Source organism: Frigoribacterium sp. SL97 (assembly GCF_026625765.1).
GTDB lineage: Bacteria > Actinomycetota > Actinomycetes > Actinomycetales > Microbacteriaceae > Frigoribacterium.
Genome location: NZ_CP113062.1, coordinates 3503906 through 3522347 on the forward strand (window position 1 = coordinate 3503906; position 18442 = coordinate 3522347).

The following is an 18442-nucleotide window of genomic DNA, read 5'->3' on the forward strand; positions in this document are numbered from 1 at the left end:
CACTCTGCCCTCTCGCCCCCTGCGCCGATCGAGTGGGCAGAAAACGTCCTTCATCTCGACGGCAAGGACATCTTCTGCCCACTCGGCGCCCGGGGTGCGGAGCCGACCCCCGTGGTGCCCGTGGCGAGCGACGCGGCTGGTGGCGTCAGAGGATCACCTCTCGCCAGCGATCGTGCGGTTACTGTGGCTCTGGCCGTGGCACGCGTCACGTCGTCGCTAGGTCCGCCGCCTCGCCATCACGGCGCGCTGCAGGAGCACGAAGACCAGGAGTATCCCGCCGGTGATGATGGTCGTCGCCTCGGGCGGGATGCCTCCGTCTCGCGTGATGAGCACGTTCATGAGGCCGAGCACGAGCGCTCCCACGACGGACCCGAGCACGAAGCCGACGCCGCCGGTGAGGAGGGTGCCACCGATCACCGTGGCGGCGATCGAATCGAGCTCCCACCCGATGCCGGTGATGTTCTGCGCGCTCCCGAGCCGGGCCGTGTAGATGACCGAGGCGAGCCCTGCCAGCGATCCGCTGATCACGTAGACGGCGAGCTTCGTGCGGCGAACCGGGAGGCCCATGAGGGCGGCCGACTGCTCCGACCCGCCGATCGCGTACACGGTGCGCCCCAGACGCGTGCGGTGCAGCACGAAGAACGCGACGGCGACCACCACGAGCGCCATGAGCACGCCCGGAGTCGTCACGACGTCGTTCACCTTGGGACCGTCCACGACCTTCATGTTCGTCGCGAGCGAGCGGATGGGCGACTCGTCGGCGAGTCGTTCGGGCACCGTGCTGAGGATGGAGGCGAGGCCCCGTCCGAGGAACATCATCGCGAGCGTCGCGATGAACGGCTGCACGTCGAAGAACTGGATCAGCACGCCCGAGACGACGCCGGATGCCGTGCCGATGAGGATCATCAGCACCATCACGACCCAGGGGTTCCAGCCGGCGTTCGCGAGCAGCACGCCCGCGACGCTGCTGACCGCGACGATCGCACCGACGGAGAGGTCGATGCCCCCCGTGAGGATCACGAACGTGAGCCCCACGGCCAGGACGATCACATGGGCGTTGTTGATGAGCAGGTTCGACAGGGTCGCGGCCTGCACGATGCGGCCGTAGGCGATCTCTCCGTAGGCAAGCATGGCGATCAGGATCACCAGGGCGGCGACCGTCGGCAGGGAATCGAGTCGGAGCCGCATGCGGCGACGCGGTTCGAGGGGACCGTTGCCGGGGCCCGGACCGGGGGTCGGCGTGGGGGTGAGGGGCGGGCGGATCGTCGTGGCGCTCATGCGGACACGGTCTCCTTCTCGGTCGGCACGGAGGTCGGCGCCGGGCGGCGGCGCCTCGTGAACAGGGCGCGGACGCGCCGGGACTGCAGAAGCACGATCGCCACGATCACGATCGCCTTGAAGGCGGGCGTCGCCGAGGAGGAGACGCCGAGGAACACGACGGTCTTGTCGAGCGTCGCAATGAGGAGCGCCCCGACCGCGGCTCCGAGCAGGTGGAACTTGCCGCCTGCCAGCGACGTCCCGCCGATGACGACCGCGAGGATGGCGTCGAGCTCGAGTTGGTAACCGGTGCGCGAGACGTCGACCGTCATGACGCTGGACGTGGCGAAGATCCCGGCCACGCCGGCGAGCAGGCCGCTCCCGATGTAGGCGGTGAACAGGAGGGCTCGGCGGTCCAGCCCCGCGAGGCGCGCGGCCTTCGGGTCCATTCCGATCGCTTCGATCATGAGTCCCAGGGCGCTGCGACGCACGAGGGCGGCGACGCCGAGCGTGATCAGCACGGCCAGCAGGAACACGACGGGTAGTCCGACGAGGTAGCCGTTGGCGACCCAGCGGAAGGGCTCGTTGGCCGCGGCCGTGTTCTGGCCTCCCGTGATGACCTTGGCCAGGCCACGGCCGGCGAGCATGATCACGAGCGTGCTGATGAACGGCTGCAGCCCGACGACCGAGACGAGCATGCCGTTGACCGCGCCGAGGACCCCGGCGATGAGGAGCGCCAGGCCCATCGCAGCGAGCGCGACGCCGAGGGAGTCGGAGCCGGCCGCCTTCAGGAACTCCATCGAGACGGCACCGGCGACGACCATGATCGAGCCGACGCTCAGGTCGATGCCACCGGTGGCGACCACGAGGCACATGCCCACCGCGATCATGAGCACGGGGGCAGCGGCCCGGAGGATGTCGACGAGGTTGCCCACGAGGTTGCCCGTGTCCGGGTTGACGGACAGTGCGAGGTAACCGGGGTCCTTCGCGACGTTGATCGCCAGCAGCAGCACGATCGCGACCGTGCCCCAGACCCAGGGCCGGTGCAACAGGTCACCGAGCCCGTGGGCGCCCAGGCGTCTGGTCACGGTGGTCGTCGAGTCACTCATCGGGTTGCCTCCTCGGGCGTGGTGCGGGGGATGGTCTCGAGGGGGATCTCGGAGACGCCCTCCTCGGCGATGGCGGCGACGATGGACTCGGCGGTGACGTCCGGACCCGCCGCGAGCTCGGCGATCTTGCGGTGGTCCTTCAGGACGACGATCCGATCGCTGAGCCGGACGACCTCCTCGAGCTCCGAGGAGATGAACACCACGGCGACTCCCGTGTCGGCGAGGGCGGCGACCTGTTCCTGGATCTCGGCCTTGGCACCGACGTCGATGCCGCGTGTGGGCTCGTCGAGGATCAGCAGCTCCGGCTCGGTCGCCAGCCACCGGCCGAGCAGAACCTTCTGCTGGTTGCCGCCGGAGAGGTTGCTGATGGGTCGATCGGGATCTGCGGGTCGCACGTTGAGCTCGGTGAGGTATTTCGTCACCATGCGGTCCTTCTCCTTGGCCGAGAGCGGGCGGGCCCAGCCCCGTTTCGCCTGCACGGCGAGCACGAGGTTCTCGCGCACGCTCAGGTCGCGGATGATCCCCTCGTCGCGACGGTTCTCGCTCGAGAAGGCGATGCGGTGCTTCAGGGCCTTCGCAGGGGACGAGATCGCCACGGGGACGCCGTCCATGGTCACGGATCCCGAGTCGGGGCGATCGACTCCGTAGAGGAGACGGGCGAGTTCCGTGCGGCCGGAGCCGAGGAGGCCGGCGAGGCCCACGACCTCGCCGCGACGCAGGTCGACGTCCGTCGCGTCGAGCGAGCCCTTGCGGCCGATTCCGGTTGCCCGGTAGACGGGCTCGCCCTCGGCCACCTGGCGGCTCGCCCGGTCCCGGTCGAGGGAGCGGAGGCTCTGCAGGTCCTTGCCGATCATCTCCGAGATGAGGCCGGCACGATCGATGTCTCGCGTGAGGTGCTCAGCCACGAACTTGCCGTTGCGCAGCACGGTGAGTCGGTCGCTGATCGCGAAGACCTGGTCGAGGAAGTGAGAGACGAAGAGGATGGCGACGCCTTCGTCACGAAGGCGTCGCATGACCCGGAAGAGACCTTCGACCTCGTCCGCGTCGAGGCTCGAGGTCGGCTCGTCGAGGATCAGCACCTTCGCCTCGACGACCGTGGCGCGGCTGATCGCGACGAGCTGCTGGAGGGCGAGGCTGAGCGACGAGAGGGGGGTGCGCGCGTCCAGGTGACCGAGTCCCACCCGCGCCAGGACCTCGGAGGCGGCGGCGTGCGTCCCCTTCCAGTCGATGCCGAACCGGCCGCGCTTCTCGTGGCCGAGCATGACGTTCTCACCGATGGTGAGGTTGCTGCACAGGTTGACCTCTTGGTAGACCGTCGAGATCCCCGCAGCCTGCGCGTCCGCGGTGCCCGAGAGGCGACGTTCGACGCCGTCGACGACGACACGTCCGGAGTCGATGGCGTAGACGCCCGTGAGCGCCTTGATGAGCGTCGACTTACCGGCGCCGTTCTCGCCCATGAGCGTGTGGACCTCGCCGGGGTAGAGACGGAGGTCGACCCCGTCGAGGGCTTTGACCCCGGGAAAAGCGATGGTGATGGCTTGCATCTCGACGATGGGGCCGGGTGCCTGCATGCGTGTAACTCCTTGTCTGCCGATGCCCACCCGCCCGCTGCCGTGGCAGCGGGTGGGTGGCGGGGGCGGCGAGGCGGACTCGTCCGCCTCGCCGCCGGGTGTGGCCGTGCGGGCTGGTCAGAACTTCCGGTCGGGCAGTGCCGTGGCGGCTGCCTCGGGCGAGTCGAACGTGGCCGACTCGACGACGATCGACGACTCGACGGTGTCGCCGTCGAGCAGCTTCTGCACTGCCTCGAGGGCCGTGTCGCCGAACAGCGGGTTGTACTCGGCGACGAAGCTGAGCTTGGACTCGGACAACGCCTCGAGGGCGCTCTTCGTGCCGTCGATGGTGGCGATCTTCACGTCCTTGCCGGGCGTGAGGCCCGCCTCCTCGACCGCCTGCACGGCGCCGAGTCCCATCTCGTCGTTCTGGGCGAAGACCATCTGGACGTCGTTGCCGTTCGACTTCAGCACCGTCTCGAAGACGCTCTTGGCCTCTTCGGTCGACCAGTTGGCCGTCTGCGCGCCGATCTTCGTGAATGCGCTGTCTGCGCCGATCACCTCGTCCCAACCTTCGTTGCGTTCGTTCACGACCGAGACGCCCGCCGGGCCCTCGAGGGTGAAGTACTTGCCACCCTCGGGAAGCGCGCCCTTGGCCCACTCGGCGACGGACTCGCTGACGGCGATGTTGTCGGGCGCGATCCGGGTCGCGTAGAGCGAGGTGTCGTCCGGCTCGATGCCACGGTCGATGAGGACGACGGGGATCTCGGCTTCCTTCGCCCGCTCGAGCGAGTCCTCCCAGCCGGAGCCCTCGGTGGCCGAGAGAAGGATCACGTCGACACCCTCGTCCACGAACGACGTGAACGCGTCGATCTGCGACTTCTGGTCGTTGTTGGTCGCCGGGGCGTACTTCAGATCGAACCCGGCGTCTTTCGTGAAGGTGTCCTGGATGTTCGTCTCGTTGGCCTGACGCCAGGCGCCCTCGGGGCCGACCGCGACGAAGCCGACCGTTGCCAGGTCGTCACCGCCGTCCGTCGAACCGGTGCCGGAACTGCAGGCCGCGAGACCGAGGGCAATGGCCCCTGCGGCGGCGATGGTGGCGATGCGCCTCTTCGTGGACATGGATCTCCTCCTTGAGATGACCGGACGTCTTCGTCCGGTCGTGGCCATGGGGCCGGTCGTGCTGCGTGGGCTCGGGTGCTTCCGCGTGCTGGGAATGTTACCGGTAACAGTTTCGCGAGTGCAAGAGTGATCGAGAACATCCGCCCGTCGGGAAGGGATCGACTGCGAGCCTCAGCGGCGTGACGGCGCTGCAGGCGGCAGGAGGGGCCCGCCCTGCCACACCGGCGGGAAGTCGTCGCCCTCGTCGCTCTCGTCGTCCGGTGCGGCGATGAGCTCGACGAGGGTGTCGACCGTGACGCCCGGCCCGTTGCTGAGCTCGCCGATCTTCTCCCGGTCCTTGAGGACGACGATCCGGTCGCTCACCCGCACGAGCTCGTCGAACGCGCTCGAGATGAACACGACGGCGACACCCTCGAGCGCGAGCTGCGCGATGTGCGCCTGGATGTCGACCTTGGCGCCGATGTCGACGCCGCGCGTCGGCTCGTCGAGGATCAGCACGCGGGGCCGGATCGCCAGCCAGCGAGCGAGGAGCACCTTCTGCTGGTTGCCGCCCGAGAGCTCGCCGGCGGGTGTCGCCGGATCGACCGGCGTGATGTCGAAGTGCTCGATGTGCCGCTCGACGAGGTCCTCGCGCTCGGCCTTGGAGAGCGGGTGCGCCCACCCACGCAGAGCCTGCAACGCGAGGACGATGTTCTCCCGCACGCTGAGGTCGTTGATGAGGCCCTCCGCCCCTCGATCCTCGGCAGACAACGCCACCCGCTTCCGCAGTGCGTCCGCAGGGCGGTCGATCACGACGGTCCGACCACCGAGCGTGACCACGCCGCCGTCAGCTCGGTCGGCGCCGGCCAGCAGGCGCGCGAGCTCGGTTCGGCCGGAGCCGCGAAGCCCCGCGATGCCCACGACCTCGCCCGCATGCAGCTCGAAGTCGACCGGCCTCAGCATCCCGCGGCGTCCCACCCCGGCGGCGCGGTACAGCGGCGGGCCGACCGGGTCCACACGATGCGCCCGACGCTCGGAACCGATGCGCTGAAGCTGGGCGATGTCCTTGCCGATCATCCGTGCGACCACATCGGCCCGGCCGATCTGGTGCGACAGGTAGTCGCCCTCCTTCACGCCCCCGCGGAGGATGGTCATGCGGTCGCTCAGCGCCAGCACCTGTTCGAGGAAGTGCGAGACGAAGAGGATGGCCACACCCTGGTCGCGGAGGCGGCGGATCACCTCGAAGAGCTGCGCGACGTCGACGGCATCGAGGCTCGACGTGGGCTCGTCCAGCACGAGCACCCGTGGTCGGTCGACCATGGCGCGGGCGATGGAGACGAGCTGGCGGCTGGCGGGAGTGAGGTCCGCCAGCAGGGCTCGCGGGTCCAGCTCGGCCAGTCCGAGCTCGGCCAGCATCGTGGCGGCGCGTTCATGCGTCGCACGCCAGGAGATGCCGACGCGACCGTGCACCTCGTGGCCCAGCATCACGTTCTCACCGACGCTCAGGTTCTCGACCAGGTGCGATTCCTGGAACGCGGCCTGGATGCCGAGGGCCCGCGCGTCAGCCGGACCGCCGAGACGGACGGGCTCGCCGTCCACGAGGACCTCCCCTGCTTCGATCGGGTACACGCCGAGCAGCGCCTTGATGAGCGTGGACTTCCCCGCTCCGTTCTCGCCGAGGAGAGCGTGCACCTCGCCCGAGTGGAGGTCGAGGTCGACCCTGTCGAGCGCGACGCCGTTCGAGAACGCGACGGTGATCCCCCGCATCTGCACCGTGGGGTGGGCAGGTCCGTCCCGCCGCTCGTCGTGACCGGACCAGGTCGGGCCAGCGGCCTGAGGGCCGATCGGGCGCATCGTCGTCGATGCCCGTACGTGACGCACGTGGTGCTCCTCGGGTCGGAGGCCTTGACGGCCTCGCGCCGGGCGGTGCCCGACGTGCACGACTGTAGCTGTCGTGATGCACGCGGGCGAACGACGACGAGCTGGATTACCTCAGATGGCCATCTCGGTCGAGAGGGCGCGCAGCCGCGCTGGAGTCACGCACCACGAGCTCGGCGGGAATCCGGCTGTTCTGCGGGATCTCGCGGCCCTCGATCGCGGCGATCAGGACGTCCACCACGAGCGACCCGAGCGCCGGGAAGTCCTGCCGCACGGTCGTGAGCGGCGGGAGGAAGTGGCGCGAGACGGGCAGGTCGTCGAAGCCGACGACGCTCAGGTCCTCCGGCACGCGGATGCCGCGGTCGTGGAGGCCGTGGATCACCCCGAGCGCCATCTCGTCATTGGCGACGAACACGGCGGTGTATTCCGGAACTCCGGTCAGTCCGCGTGCGTAGTCGTAGCCGAAGTCGCTCGACCAGTCACCGATGACGATGGGCCGCTCGTGCATGCCCCATGCCCGGGTGCGCGCATGGAAGGCACGCTCGCGAGCGCGGGCGTCGAACCAGTCGAGGGGCCCTGAGAGATGGAGGACGTCGCGGTGACCCAGCGACGCGAGGTGATCCACGGCCAGCTTCGTGCCGGCAGCCTGGTCGACGGAGACCGTGAGGAAGGCCGGGTCCTTCTCGGCCTTGACGACCAGGGTCGGCAGCCCCGTCGTGATGGTCCGGAGCACGGCCACGGACGACGAGCGCGGAGCGACCACGCAGAGTGCGTCGATGCCCTGGCCTGTGAGGTGGCGCACGGCCTCCTCGGGAGTCGCCGAGTCGTCGCGGAGCGCGAACGACGCCACGGAGTACCCGCCGTCGCGCGCCGATCGCTCGATGGCCCGCAAGATGCTCGACGGACCGAACTCGACGGCGCTCTCGATCACCACGCCGATCCGAAGGGCCCGCTGGGTGACGAGCTCGCGCGCAGCACTGTTGGGCCGGAAGTCGAGCTCGGCGACGACCTCGAGCACGCGTTGGCGCGTGGACTCCTTGACCTGCGGGTGACCATTGAGCACGCGTGACACGGTCATGTGCGACACACCAGCACGCTCGGCAACCTCGCGAAGACCGAGACGTTCACCGCCGCCTCTGACGCTCACCCGGGCTCCATCCTGCACGCTCCGCAACGCAGCTTGGCGTCATCTGCGCCGGCGTGGACGTGGCTCCATGGCGCTGGCTCATTGTACGGGGGCCTTGCTCACGTGGCGGTCGGCTTCCGTGACGAACACGACGGGTACCGCCGTCACGGGGCGTAGCGGACGGACATGATGGGACACGAGACACCGACCGAAGGTGAACGGTGTCAAGGTCGCCGCATGGCGCTCATCTGTCTGGTCCTCTCCGGGGCCGCTCTCTTGGTCAACGGCCTCACCCTGCTCGGGCGCGTGCCCGGCCGGGACAGCGGCGTGTTCAACGTCCTGGTCGGCGGTCTGCAGCTCGTCCTCTGCGTGGCCGTGGCCGTGTCAGCCGACGGTTCCCTGCCCATCCTCTTCGGGATCTCGGGCACCTTCTTGTTCGGCATCACGTACCTCTACGTCGGCGTGGACTCCCTCCTCGGCCTCGGCGCCGTGGGCCTGGGCTGGTTCTGCGGCCTGGTCGCCGCTCTCGCCGTCGCCTTCGCGATCGTCCACGTCGCGGACGACCCTTTCCTCGCCGTGCTCTGGACGGGATGGGCGGCGCTCTGGGCGCTGTTCTTCGTCCTGCTCGCCCTCGGCCGATCGGCCATCAGCACCTACACCGGGTGGGCCCTCGTCCTCGCGAGCCAGGTGACCACCACGGTCCCCGCGCTCCTCGGCCTCACCGGGCACTGGCCGACCGGCTCGGTCGCCACGACGGCTGCACTCCTGGCGCTCGTCGGGGTGTTCGGCGGCGCCGTCCTTCTCACCCGCCGAGCCGCCACACGTCCCCAGCCGGAACACACGCCTGCCCCCGCCGCTGCCTGACCCACCAGAACGGAACCGAGACCCATGACCACGACGACCACCACGTCCACCACGTCCGTCACCACGGCGTCACCCACCGACGACGCCCTGTCCGCGCGTTTCCGCCCGCTCTTCGACCGCATCGCCGCCGGTGCCGCGGAACGCGACCGTGAGCACCGCCTCCCCGTGGCCGAGATCCGCGAGCTCGCCGACGCGGGCTTCGGAGCCCTCCGTGTCCCCGTCGAGTTCGGGGGCTCCGGCGCCACCCTCCCGCAGCTGTTCGAGCTGCTCACCGAGCTCGCGGCGGCGGACAGCAACATCCCCCAGGCCTTGCGCGGCCACTTCGCTCTCGTCGAGGACCGCCTCGTCGCCCGGTCCGGACCGCGCGACGTCTGGCTCGAACGGTTCGGCCGCGGCGAGATCGCCGGGAACTCCTGGACCGAAGTGGGCACGGTGCAGGTCGGCGACGTCGCGACGAAGGTCAGCCCGGACCCGGACGGCGGGTTCCGCGTCACCGGGCAGAAGTACTACTCCACCGGGAGCATCTTCGCCGACTGGATCGACACGTACGCCGAACGCACGGACACCGGCGACCGGGTCATCGCGATCGTCGACGCCCGCCAGGAAGGCGTCACCCACACCGACGACTGGGACGGGTTCGGGCAGCGGACGACGGGGTCGGGCACGAGCACCTTCCGAGATGCTCGTGTCGGTGCCGACGACGTCGTGCTCTTCGACGAGCGATTCAAGTACCAGACGGCCTTCTACCAGGCCGTGCTGCTGAGCGTCCTCGCGGGCTCCGTCGTGGCGGCCGAGCGCGAGATCGCGGTCGAGGTGCGGAACCGCACCCGCGTGTTCTCCCACGGCAACGCCGACACCTTCGCCGCCGACCCGCAGATCCTGCAGGTCGTCGGCGAGGTCTCAGCCGCCGGCTTCGCCGCCCGAGCGATCGTCGACCGCGCCGCGCAGGCCCTCCAGGGCGCCTACGAGGGCGCCTTCCTGGACGAGACCGAGGACGAACAGCGGAACGACCGCGCCGAACTCGCCACCGCGCAGGCCCAGGTCGCACTGACATCGCTCGCGACCCAAGCGACCTCGCACCTGTTCGACGCGCTGGCGGCATCGGGCGTGAGCACCACGAAGAACCTGGACCGGCACTGGCGAAACGCCCGGACCGCCGGCAGCCACAACCCGTGGGTGTTCAAAGCACGCATCGTCGGCGACCACGCCGTCAACGACGTCCAGCCGCCACGGGTCTGGGCCATCGGCGCGACCCGCCGCTGATCTCAGCAGACGGGCACCGAGGACGAGGAAAGCCCTGCCGCATAAGGCAGGGCTTTTCGAGTTCGCGTCGAAGGCGCACGCCGCCGGTGGCGGCCAGACAAGCACCGAAGACGAGGAAAGCCCCTGCCGTGTTGGGCAGGGGCTTTCGAGTCTGTGCGCCTGGAGGGACTCGAACCCCCAACCTTCTGATCCGTAGTCAGATGCTCTATCCGTTGAGCTACAGGCGCGTTTCGCTGGCCGATTGGCCAGAGGAAACACTACACGAGGGAGGCGCGGGGCGCGAATCGAGGCCGACCGCGCCTCCTCGGGTCGTGTCAGTAGGTGTGCTTGCCTTCGCCGTCGCCCTTGTAGTCGCCGATCAGCTCGTCGACCTGGCCGGCCTCGGCCTGGCCGGGCTGGCGGGTGGGGACGGCGTCGTCGGCCGGTCCGTCGTCGAGCGAACGGGAGCCGGTGCCGCCGTCGGGGTGGTTCTCGCTGGTGATCTCGACGGGGCGGTCGTCCCGCTCGCCGACGGTGTGGTCGCCGTGACCCTCGCCACTGCTGTTGCCACGACGCTCGAGGTCGGTCTCGTCGGTGCCGTGCGGGTCGTCCGGGGTCTTCGTCATCGGGTTCCTCCTGCGCGCCGGACTGTCCGGCGGTCGTGCTCCGAGCATGCGCCGCGGGTCCGACCTCCGCCCGCGACACCCACCACACTCACGGCTCGAACGGTTGGGCGGCTGGCCCGCCCACGCTCTCGTCGAAAAGCACAACGGCTCTTGCGCAACAGCTCTTGTGCACCTATCGTCGACTTCATGTCCGCCCGAGAGACCTCCCGAAGCACCCTCACCGATGCCGCCTCGATGCGCGTGCTCGCCCACCCGACCCGGTTGCGCCTCCTCGGTCTGCTGCGCGAACGCGGCGCGCAGACGGCCGCCCAGCTCGGCGACGCCGTCGACGAGGCCCCGGGGACGATCAGCTACCACCTCTCGAAACTCGCCTCGATCGACCTGATCGAGGCGGCCGAGCCGCAGACCACCGACCGGCGCGAGCGCTGGTGGCAGGCCACCGCGCAGCTCACCAGTTGGGAGCCCGCCGAGTTGCTCGACGACCCCGACCGCCTCGTCGCCTCGTCCGCGCTGCAGAAGTCGATCGGCCAGGCCTACGCCGCCCGCTTCGGCGAGTACGTCGACGCGATGCCCACCCTGCCTCGCGAGTGGATCGCGGCCGGGGCGAGCGGCGACCGCAGCCTGCGCCTCACCACGACCGAGCTCGCCGCCCTGCGCCGCGACCTCGAGGGCGTCGTCGACCGCTGGCTCGACGTCAGCGCCGCCCACGACCCGGCGGCCGACGACGGCGCCGCGCCGGTCGTGCTCGTCTACCAGGCCTACCGCCGCCCCTGAGGCGCGTCGTGAGCGAGAGCACGCCGGCCGAGGAGGCGCTGGGCACCGACAGCGCCACTCGCGGCGGTCGTCCGGCCCGGCCCCGCGGCGGGCGCACGGGTCACACCGTCCACACCGGGCGCACCGACCGGGTAGCCCTGTCGTCCCTCGTCGCGGCCCACGCGATCTCACAGACCGGCAACGTCGTCACGGCCTTCGCCGTGCCCTTCTACGTCCTGGGTCTCGGCGGGTCGGGGGCCGAGGTCGGGCTCGCGGCGGCGTTCGCGACGGCCCCGGTGATCATCGGCGGCCCGCTCGGGGGCGTCGTCGTCGACCGGGTCGGGCACCGGCGGGCCGCGATCGTCGCCGACCTCGTGAGTGGCGCCTCCGTCCTCGCGATGCCCGTGCTCGCGCTCACCGTCGGGCTGCCGTTCTGGGCCCTGCTCGCGCTCGTCTTCGTCGGCGGCCTGCTCGACAGCCCCGGACAGACGGCGCGCCGGGTGATGCTGCCCGCGCTGACCGAGCGGGCCGGAGTCCGCATCGAACGCAGCGTGGGGCTCCTCGACGGGTCCGAGCGCTTCGCCAAGCTGATCGGGGCGTCGATCGCCGGGCTCCTCGTCGCCGCCGTCGGACCGGTCGCGTCCCTGTTCGTCAACGCCGCCACCTTCGCCGTCTCGGCGGCCCTGACCGGGGCACTCGTCCCGGTGTCGGGTCCGGCACGGACCGGATCACCGAATCCGAGAGACGACCACCCGACCGACGCCACCGACGCGACCGAGCCGACCCGCGCCTCCTACCGGTCCGACCTCGTCGAGGGCGCCCGCTTCGTCGTCCGCGACCCGCTGATGCGGCTGATCGTCGCGCTCGTGCTGGTCACGAACCTGCTCGACGCCGCACGCGGGTCGACCCTGCTGCCCCTCTACGCGAACGACCGACTCGGAGGCGCGGCCGCCCTGGGACTACTCGTCGCCACCATGGGCGGGTGCGCCCTCGCCGGCAACGTCGCCTTCGGTTTCGTCGCCCACCGGGTGCCGCGCCGCCTCACCTTCGTCGCCTGCTTCACCCTCGCCGGCGGGCCGTCGAGCCTGGCGTTCGCCCTCGGCGCCCCGCTGCCGGTGCTGGTCGCCGCGACCGCGCTCTCGGGTCTCGCCGCCGGCGCCCTCAACCCGATCCTCGGCACGGTGCAGCTCGAGCGCACCCCCGAGCACCTCCGCGGGCGGGTCTTCGGACTGGTCACCGCGGGAGCCTGGGCCGGCATCCCGGCCGGCGCCCTGCTCGGCGGGGTCGCGGCCGACACGATCGGGCTGACGGTCGCGTTCGGCATCGTCGCCGTGGTCTACACGACCGTCACGCTCGCCCCGCTCACCGGCGGTCACTGGCGGCTGATGGAGCGTCGGGGCCCGACCGGCGGCCGGCCACCTGCACCCTCGCTGTGAGTCGGGGCGACCCCGGCGCATCGGCAGGTCGGACCGAGCCTGTTTCCAGGCGACGTGTAGTTAGCTCGTCCGGTGACTGCTCACCCGACCCTCTCGACGACGCCTGCCGTCCGTCGACGGGTCACGGGTCGTTGGGTGGTCGCGTCGTCGGCCTCGCTCGTCGTGCTGGCAGGCGTGTACACGATCGCGGTCCTCACCGAGACCGGCCAGTCCATCGAGGACAGCATCCTCCGCTCGGTCGACGGCACCACGTTGTTGCAGTCCGGGGTCGCGCTCGACGCCATCTCTCCCCCGGCCGTGCTGCTGGTCGTCGCCCTCACGATGGTGGTGGCGTTCGTCCGCCGCCGGCCCGGGTCGGCCGTCCAGGCGGGCGTGCTGATCATCGGCGCGACGGTCACCACCCAGGTGCTCAAGCAGCTCGCGCCCCGCCCCGAGCTGACGGGCGAGCTCTACGGCAACAGCTTCCCCAGCGGGCACGTCACGGTCGCCGTCGCCGCGGTCCTGGCGATCATGACCACCTTCGGTCGGCACGCCCGGCCCCTGTTCTACATGGTCGGTGCGGCGTTCGCGGCCGTCGTCGCCGAGCAGACCGTCGCCTTCGGCTGGCACCGCTGCAGCGACGTCGTCGGCGCCTGCGCCGTGGCCCTGCTCTGGCTCGGCCTCGTCCGCATCGCCGCCGCCCGCCTCTCACGTGACCCTCGCGGCCGCGACGACGTGGGCCCCCGGTCGCACGGGGCCACCTCGGTGGTGCTGGGCCTCGCCTTGGTCGTCTGCCTCACCCTGTCGGGCGCGATCTGGAGCATCGGCATCGGCTCCGACATGAGCCTCACGACCTCGACCGGCCAAGGGGTGCTGATGGGCGCGCGCCTCGCCGCGGCCGGCGTCGTCCTCGTCACGTGCTGGATCGCCTGGAAGCTCGACCGCAAGGCCTGACGCGCACGTGGCCCGATCCGCTCAGCCCGCGGCGAGCACGGCCCGCGGCGAGCTCAGCCCGCGGCGCCGGTCCCGAACAACAGCCCCAGCAGGTAGGTCACGGCGGCCGCCCCGAACCCGATGCCGAGCTGGCGCAGCGCCCGCCTGACCGGGCTCGCCCCCGACAGCAATCCGACGACGGCGCCGGTGCCGAGCAGCGCGACGCCGACCAGCGCCGACGCCACGACGACCGCCACGAGCCCGGACAGCCCGAACAGGTAGGGCAGCACGGCGATCACGGCCCCGGACGCGAAGAAGCAGAAGCTCGAGGCGGCAGCGCCGAAGGCCGTGCCGAGGGTCTCGTGGGTGGCGGGCTCGTCGGCCGAGCGCGCCTCCTGGTCCGGGGCGTCCGCCCAGCCGGCCGTGGCGGCGCCCGGCGCGGCCCCCGCAGGAGGCGCGCTCGGCGACGAGGCCCTCGCCCCGCGCCCGCGAGCACCTCCCGCGCGTGGGCCTCGGCCTCGTCGGGCGACATGCCCCGTGCCCGGTAGACCAGCGCCAGCTCGTTCGCGTCGACGTCGAGGTCGGGCAGCACGTGTCGCGCCGTCGGGTCGGGGGTGGAGGCGTCGAGCAGCTCGCGCTGAGACCGCACCGAGACGTACTCGCCCGCCCCCATCGACAACGCCCCGGCGAGCAGACCCGACAGCCCGGTCAGCAGCACCACGTGGTTCGCGACGCCCGAGGCGCTGATGCCGAGCACGAGCGCCAGGTTGCTGACCAGACCGTCGTTCGCCCCGAACACGGCGGCGCGGAACGACCCCGACAGGCGGTTGCGTCCGCGCTCGGCCAGGCCGCGCACGACCTCGCCGTGGATGCGTTCGTCGGCGGCCATCGCGTCGGTGGCGTCGGCGTCGGTCGCGTAGGGCGACCGTGCCTCCGCGCTCTGCACGAGAGCCAGCACGAAGATCGAGCCGAAGCGCCGGGCGAGCACCCCGAGCACGCGGGTGCGCAGGTCGGTGCGGGCTGGACGCCCGACGTCGGCGCCGAGCAGGTCCACCCAGTGCTGTGCGTGGCGGCCCTCGGCGTCGGCCAGGGCGACCAGGATCGCGCGCTCCTCGCCGTCCCGGCGGCGGGCGAGGTCGCGATAGGTCGACTCCTCGGCGCGCTCGTCGGCGAGGTAACGCCGCCAGCGACGCAGGTCGGCGGGGGTGCGGGTGCTCGTGCCGCCGCTGGTGCGGGTGCTGCTCGTGGGCATGGGGACAGTATCGGCCGCGAGTACGGTCGAGCGGTGACCACACCCCGGCCCCGCTACCTCGGCGTCGACCTCGCCTGGCGCGACTCGACGCCCGAGCGCCCCGCGAACGAGACCGGCCTGGCCGTGATCGACGCCGACGGCACGGTGCTCGACGCCGGCTGGGCGCGCGGCGTCGACGAGGTCGAGGCGTGGGTCCGACGCTGGTCGACGCCCGGCTCGGTCGTCGCGGTCGACGCCCCCGTGCTCGTGCCGAACGCCACGGGCATGCGGGCGAGCGAACGCCTCGTGGCGCGTGCCTACGGTCGCTGGCACGTGTCGGCCAACGCGAGCAGCGCCTCCCTGCCCTGGCTCGGCGGGCGCACCCTCGGCGAGCGCCTCGAGCGTGCCGGCGGCGTCTACGACGACGGCGTCGTGCCGGTGGAGGCCGACGCGGTGGGGCACTTCGAGTGCTACCCGTACACGACGCTCGTCGGCATGACCGAGCTCGCCTACGACGACAAGCGTCCCCGCTACAAGCGACCCGACCTCACCCTGCCCAAGGAGGCGCGGCGCGAGGCCCGCGCGGCGGCCTGCGACGAGCTGCTGCGTCGGCTGGGCGGGCTCGCCCGGGCCGAGGTGCCGTTGCGCCTCGACTCGCACCCGGTGTCGGCGGCGCTGCTCGAGGAGCCCTCGCCGCTGGTGGACCGGGCCTACAAACACCGCGAGGACCTGCTCGACGCGCTGGTCTGCGCCTGGACGGCGGCACTCCGCGCGCGGACGCCCGAGCGCCTGCAGGTGCTGGGCGTCGACACCGAGCCGGACGACCGCGGGAGGCGCGCGACGCTGATCTCACCGGCCCGCCCCGAGCAGCGCCTCGGCCCCGCCCCTGTGGCGCGGGTCGGCTGAGGGCCGCACCGCGCCTCCTGACGTGACGACCCCGGGGCGCGGGTCGACGGCGGGACGCGACCCGCGCCTCCTGACGTGACGACGACGGGGCCCGACCCGGCGGTGGGACGCGACCCGCGCCTCCTGCACCCGCCGCGTCCCGCCCGTGTGGCAGGGTGGCGGCATGCCCGCACGACCCGTGACCGTCCGCCGCACGACCGCCGACGACTGGCAGCGCGTCCGCGACCTGCGCCTCGCGATGCTCGCGAACACGCCGATCGCCTACGGCGAGACGCTCGCCGTCGCCCGTCGTCACGCCGAGGCCGAGTGGCGGATGCGCGGGGCCCGGGGCGAGGCCGAGCACGGCACCTCGCTGGTCGCGATCGACGACGGGACGGGCGACTGGGTCGGCGCCATGGGCGGCTTCCTGCAGTCGGCGGGGCAGCCCCTGCTGGTCGGCGTGTACGTCGCCCCGAGCCATCGAGGGCGCTCGGCCGGGGTCACCGACCTGCTGCTCGACGGCGTCGAGACGTGGGCCGCGACCGAGGGCGACACCCTGCGCCTGCACGTCCACGAGCAGAACGAGCGGGCCATCGCGTTCTACCGTCGACGCGGGTACGAACCGACCGGACACACGAACCCCTACGCCCTCGACCCCACCGCGCGCGAGCTCGAGATGCTCGCGCCGCTGCGCTGACCGCCGCACCCGTCCGGTGGCGAGCACGCACGACGTCTTCCTCGAGGGCGCACACGACGAGTCGCGACACCTCGTCGAGCAGACCCTGACCGATCACGGCTTCACCCTGTCGCTCGCGTCGGACGGCAGCACCCGAGCCGTCCGGGGCACGCTGGCCTCCACCCTCGCGCTGCGCGCCTTCGCCGGGCGGGCGCAGTTGCTGACCCTCGGCGTGCAGTGGTTCGTGGACGACCGGGGACGCCTCGTGGTGCGGGTCGTGCACGAGCCGGCCCTGTCGGTGCTCGGCGGCCCGGTCGGCGTCGTCCGGGCGCAGCGGGCCGTCGGCGAGGTGGTCCGGGCACTCGAGGCGGTCGCCCTCGCACGCCGCGCCCCCTGACGGATGCGACCCGCGCGCGTCCTGTCCCCCGAAACACGCGTCTCGACGCCCTGCCTGTGAGGAGCGTCCACGTCTGAACCGCACCATCTCGTGCGGCCTAGCGTTCGTCGAGATGGAGGGCGCGAGCCCTGCATCGGTGTCGTCCGGACCGTGGGTCCCTGCCCGTGAAGCTCTCCCTGCGGCCCGGCGGCGTCACGGAGAGGATGCCGGGCCCGACGGACCCGCCGTCCTCTTCGTGACGCCCGATGCCGACGTCTCGCCTCCGCCCTGCCGGCCCCGGCCAGGCCCGAGCGTGCTCGGAGCGCCTCTGGTCAGCCCGAGATCCCGTCGACGTAGAGCCACCGCCGGTCGACCCGGGCGAACCGGCTGACCTCGTGCTGCGTCCCCACGCCGTCGTCGTCGCGGAAGTGCGCCTCGAACTCCACCGTCCCCTCGTCGTCGAACGGTCCGCCCGCGTGCGTCCGCACGACGTCGAGCCGGAACCAGCGCGTGCCCGGATCGACCTCGAGCGTCGCGGGCCGCGTCGTCGGGTGCCACGTCTCGAGCAGGTAGGAGGCGCGGGCGAGCACGAACGCCGAGTACCGCGAGCGCATCAACCGTTCCGCCGTCGGGGCGGGCGTCGTGCCCCGGTGCAGCGGCCCGCAGCACGATCCGTAGGTCTCGCCGCTGAGGCAGGGGCACCGGGCCGAGTCGTCGAGGTCGCGGCCGGAGCCGGCGGCGGGGGCAGCAGGAAGCATCGGGCCATTCTCCGGCACGTCCCGGCGCCCCGTCCCCGGGCCTCCTCTCGGAGACGCCTGCCGGACCGAGCTACACCGTGGGCGGGCGCCGGGTACACCCGGTCGGCTCCCCAGTCCGGGTCGCACCCCAAGGGGCCGCCCCCGCACTGGGCGTCGCACTCCGGGCCACGACCTGCCACGGTGATGCCGTGACGAACTCGCCGACCTCCACCTCGCACCCCGTCCACGAGCAAGAGCTCGTGTTCGCGCACGTGCGCGCGGTGCTGAGCGCGGGGGAGGCGGGTCTCGTCCTCCCCCGACTGTCCCGGCGCAGGACCGCACGGGCCCTGGCGTCGGCCGGCTTCAGCACCCTGACCGGCGAACCCGTCCGGGCGTCCGCCCTCAAGCACGACGGGACGCAGTTCTTCGACCGCTCCGAGACCGTCCTGGTCGAGTCGCTCAACAGCGGGCGACGGTTCTACGGCCTGTTCGTCGAACCGACCTCCCCGACCCACGAGGACTGGGCGACCGTCACCGACATGTTCGCCGAGCTCGGGCGCCGCGTGCACGGCCGCCTCGCCCCCGCCGACCAGTTCCGCGGCTGAGCCCTCCCGCCACACGCGAGGTCGCACCACGGTTGCGGCGTCGAACCACCCCCGTGCGTGGTTCGACGCCACGTGCGT

17 protein-coding genes, 1 tRNA gene and 1 pseudogene are annotated in these 18442 nt (G+C 71.8%); 9 read left to right on the plus strand and 10 right to left on the minus strand.

Annotation, left to right across the window (positions count from 1 at the left end; genetic code table 11):
* Positions 1–216: 216 nt before the first annotated feature.
* From OVA02_RS17075 to OVA02_RS17100, 6 genes are all read right to left on the minus strand, one after another.
* Positions 217–1278, minus strand: a complete 1062-nt coding sequence (locus tag OVA02_RS17075; RefSeq protein WP_158612938.1) for an ABC transporter permease — start codon at positions 1276–1278, stop codon at positions 217–219.
* The gene (locus OVA02_RS17080) at positions 1275–2366 is read right to left on the minus strand and encodes an ABC transporter permease (protein ID WP_123571927.1); all 1092 of its coding nucleotides are present in this window, start codon (positions 2364–2366) and stop codon (positions 1275–1277) included. The genes OVA02_RS17075 and OVA02_RS17080 overlap by 4 nt, the downstream gene beginning before the upstream one ends.
* Complete coding sequence (locus OVA02_RS17085) at positions 2363–3937, minus strand: sugar ABC transporter ATP-binding protein (protein ID WP_056047208.1); 1575 nt, start codon at positions 3935–3937, stop codon at positions 2363–2365. The genes OVA02_RS17080 and OVA02_RS17085 overlap by 4 nt, the downstream gene beginning before the upstream one ends.
* Before the next feature lie 117 nt (positions 3938–4054).
* Positions 4055–5038 (minus strand): ABC transporter substrate-binding protein, encoded by a 984-nt coding sequence (locus OVA02_RS17090; protein WP_267658906.1) that lies wholly within the window; start codon positions 5036–5038, stop codon positions 4055–4057.
* Positions 5039–5209: 171 nt separating this feature from the next.
* Positions 5210–6898 carry a sugar ABC transporter ATP-binding protein gene (locus tag OVA02_RS17095; RefSeq protein ID WP_267658907.1) on the minus strand — a complete coding sequence of 563 codons (1689 nt, stop codon included), beginning with the start codon at positions 6896–6898 and terminating at the stop codon, positions 5210–5212.
* A 106-nt stretch (positions 6899–7004) separates the two neighbouring features.
* Positions 7005–8060: a LacI family DNA-binding transcriptional regulator gene (locus OVA02_RS17100; protein WP_324289758.1), complete on the minus strand. Its 1056-nt coding sequence runs from the start codon at positions 8058–8060 to the stop codon at positions 7005–7007.
* A gap of 198 nt (positions 8061–8258) precedes the next feature.
* Here OVA02_RS17100 and OVA02_RS17105 point away from each other — a divergent pair, with 198 nt between their 5' ends.
* Together OVA02_RS17105 and OVA02_RS17110 are read left to right on the plus strand one after the other, a co-directional pair.
* Complete coding sequence (locus tag OVA02_RS17105; RefSeq protein WP_159825113.1) at positions 8259–8885, plus strand: AmiS/UreI family transporter; 627 nt, start codon at positions 8259–8261, stop codon at positions 8883–8885.
* A gap of 24 nt (positions 8886–8909) precedes the next feature.
* The gene (locus OVA02_RS17110; protein WP_267658909.1) at positions 8910–10148 is read left to right on the plus strand and encodes an acyl-CoA dehydrogenase family protein; all 1239 of its coding nucleotides are present in this window, start codon (positions 8910–8912) and stop codon (positions 10146–10148) included.
* 154 nt (positions 10149–10302) lie between these two features.
* Here OVA02_RS17110 and OVA02_RS17115 read toward each other — a convergent pair.
* Positions 10303–10375, minus strand: a tRNA-Arg gene (locus OVA02_RS17115).
* 87 nt (positions 10376–10462) lie between these two features.
* Positions 10463–10753, minus strand: coding sequence for a hypothetical protein (locus OVA02_RS17120; RefSeq protein ID WP_056047225.1), 291 nt, complete (start codon positions 10751–10753; stop codon positions 10463–10465).
* Between the two features lie 186 nt (positions 10754–10939).
* Between OVA02_RS17120 and OVA02_RS17125 the strand changes: the two genes are divergently transcribed.
* The 3 genes from OVA02_RS17125 (at position 10940) to OVA02_RS17135 (ending at position 13875) form a co-directional block, all read left to right on the plus strand.
* Positions 10940–11527 (plus strand): helix-turn-helix domain-containing protein, encoded by a 588-nt coding sequence (locus tag OVA02_RS17125; protein WP_267658910.1) that lies wholly within the window; start codon positions 10940–10942, stop codon positions 11525–11527.
* Positions 11528–11535: 8 nt separating this feature from the next.
* Positions 11536–12942 (plus strand): MFS transporter, encoded by a 1407-nt coding sequence (locus OVA02_RS17130; RefSeq protein ID WP_267658911.1) that lies wholly within the window; start codon positions 11536–11538, stop codon positions 12940–12942.
* A gap of 72 nt (positions 12943–13014) precedes the next feature.
* Positions 13015–13875, plus strand: coding sequence for a phosphatase PAP2 family protein (locus tag OVA02_RS17135; RefSeq protein WP_267658912.1), 861 nt, complete (start codon positions 13015–13017; stop codon positions 13873–13875).
* A 53-nt stretch (positions 13876–13928) separates the two neighbouring features.
* On the opposite strand, the pseudogene OVA02_RS17145 reads toward OVA02_RS17135, so the two are convergent.
* Positions 13929–15106, minus strand: a pseudogene (locus OVA02_RS17145) (VIT1/CCC1 transporter family protein).
* A 33-nt stretch (positions 15107–15139) separates the two neighbouring features.
* On the opposite strand from OVA02_RS17145, the gene OVA02_RS17150 reads away from it, so the two are divergent.
* The 3 genes from OVA02_RS17150 to OVA02_RS17160 all read left to right on the plus strand — a co-directional run bounded on the left by OVA02_RS17150 (position 15140) and on the right by OVA02_RS17160 (position 17043).
* A complete protein-coding gene (locus OVA02_RS17150) occupies positions 15140–15991 on the plus strand; it encodes a DUF429 domain-containing protein (RefSeq protein WP_267658914.1) in 852 nt (283 codons plus the stop codon).
* A 163-nt stretch (positions 15992–16154) separates the two neighbouring features.
* Positions 16155–16667 carry a GNAT family N-acetyltransferase gene (locus tag OVA02_RS17155; protein ID WP_267658915.1) on the plus strand — a complete coding sequence of 171 codons (513 nt, stop codon included), beginning with the start codon at positions 16155–16157 and terminating at the stop codon, positions 16665–16667.
* Positions 16668–16683: 16 nt separating this feature from the next.
* A complete protein-coding gene (locus OVA02_RS17160; protein WP_267658916.1) occupies positions 16684–17043 on the plus strand; it encodes a hypothetical protein in 360 nt (119 codons plus the stop codon).
* A 311-nt stretch (positions 17044–17354) separates the two neighbouring features.
* On the opposite strand, the gene OVA02_RS17165 is transcribed toward OVA02_RS17160, so the two are convergent.
* On the minus strand, positions 17355–17780 hold the full coding sequence (locus OVA02_RS17165; RefSeq protein WP_267658917.1) for a YchJ family protein: 426 nt from the start codon (positions 17778–17780) through the stop codon (positions 17355–17357).
* A 188-nt stretch (positions 17781–17968) separates the two neighbouring features.
* Between OVA02_RS17165 and OVA02_RS17170 the strand changes: the two genes are divergently transcribed.
* Positions 17969–18364: a hypothetical protein gene (locus OVA02_RS17170; RefSeq protein ID WP_267658918.1), complete on the plus strand. Its 396-nt coding sequence runs from the start codon at positions 17969–17971 to the stop codon at positions 18362–18364.
* Positions 18365–18442 lie beyond the last annotated feature (78 nt).

Coding starts and splice junctions, on each gene's coding strand:
- OVA02_RS17075 (WP_158612938.1), bottom strand. CDS start 1,278: ATGAGCGCCACGACGATCCGCCCGCCCCTCACCCCCACGCCGACCCCC.
- OVA02_RS17080 (WP_123571927.1), bottom strand. CDS start 2,366: ATGAGTGACTCGACGACCACCGTGACCAGACGCCTGGGCGCCCACGGG.
- OVA02_RS17085 (WP_056047208.1), bottom strand. CDS start 3,937: ATGCAGGCACCCGGCCCCATCGTCGAGATGCAAGCCATCACCATCGCT.
- OVA02_RS17090 (WP_267658906.1), bottom strand. CDS start 5,038: ATGTCCACGAAGAGGCGCATCGCCACCATCGCCGCCGCAGGGGCCATT.
- OVA02_RS17105 (WP_159825113.1), top strand. CDS start 8,259: ATGGCGCTCATCTGTCTGGTCCTCTCCGGGGCCGCTCTCTTGGTCAAC.
- OVA02_RS17110 (WP_267658909.1), top strand. CDS start 8,910: ATGACCACGACGACCACCACGTCCACCACGTCCGTCACCACGGCGTCA.
- OVA02_RS17120 (WP_056047225.1), bottom strand. CDS start 10,753: ATGACGAAGACCCCGGACGACCCGCACGGCACCGACGAGACCGACCTC.
- OVA02_RS17125 (WP_267658910.1), top strand. CDS start 10,940: ATGTCCGCCCGAGAGACCTCCCGAAGCACCCTCACCGATGCCGCCTCG.
- OVA02_RS17155 (WP_267658915.1), top strand. CDS start 16,155: ATGCCCGCACGACCCGTGACCGTCCGCCGCACGACCGCCGACGACTGG.
- OVA02_RS17165 (WP_267658917.1), bottom strand. CDS start 17,780: ATGCTTCCTGCTGCCCCCGCCGCCGGCTCCGGCCGCGACCTCGACGAC.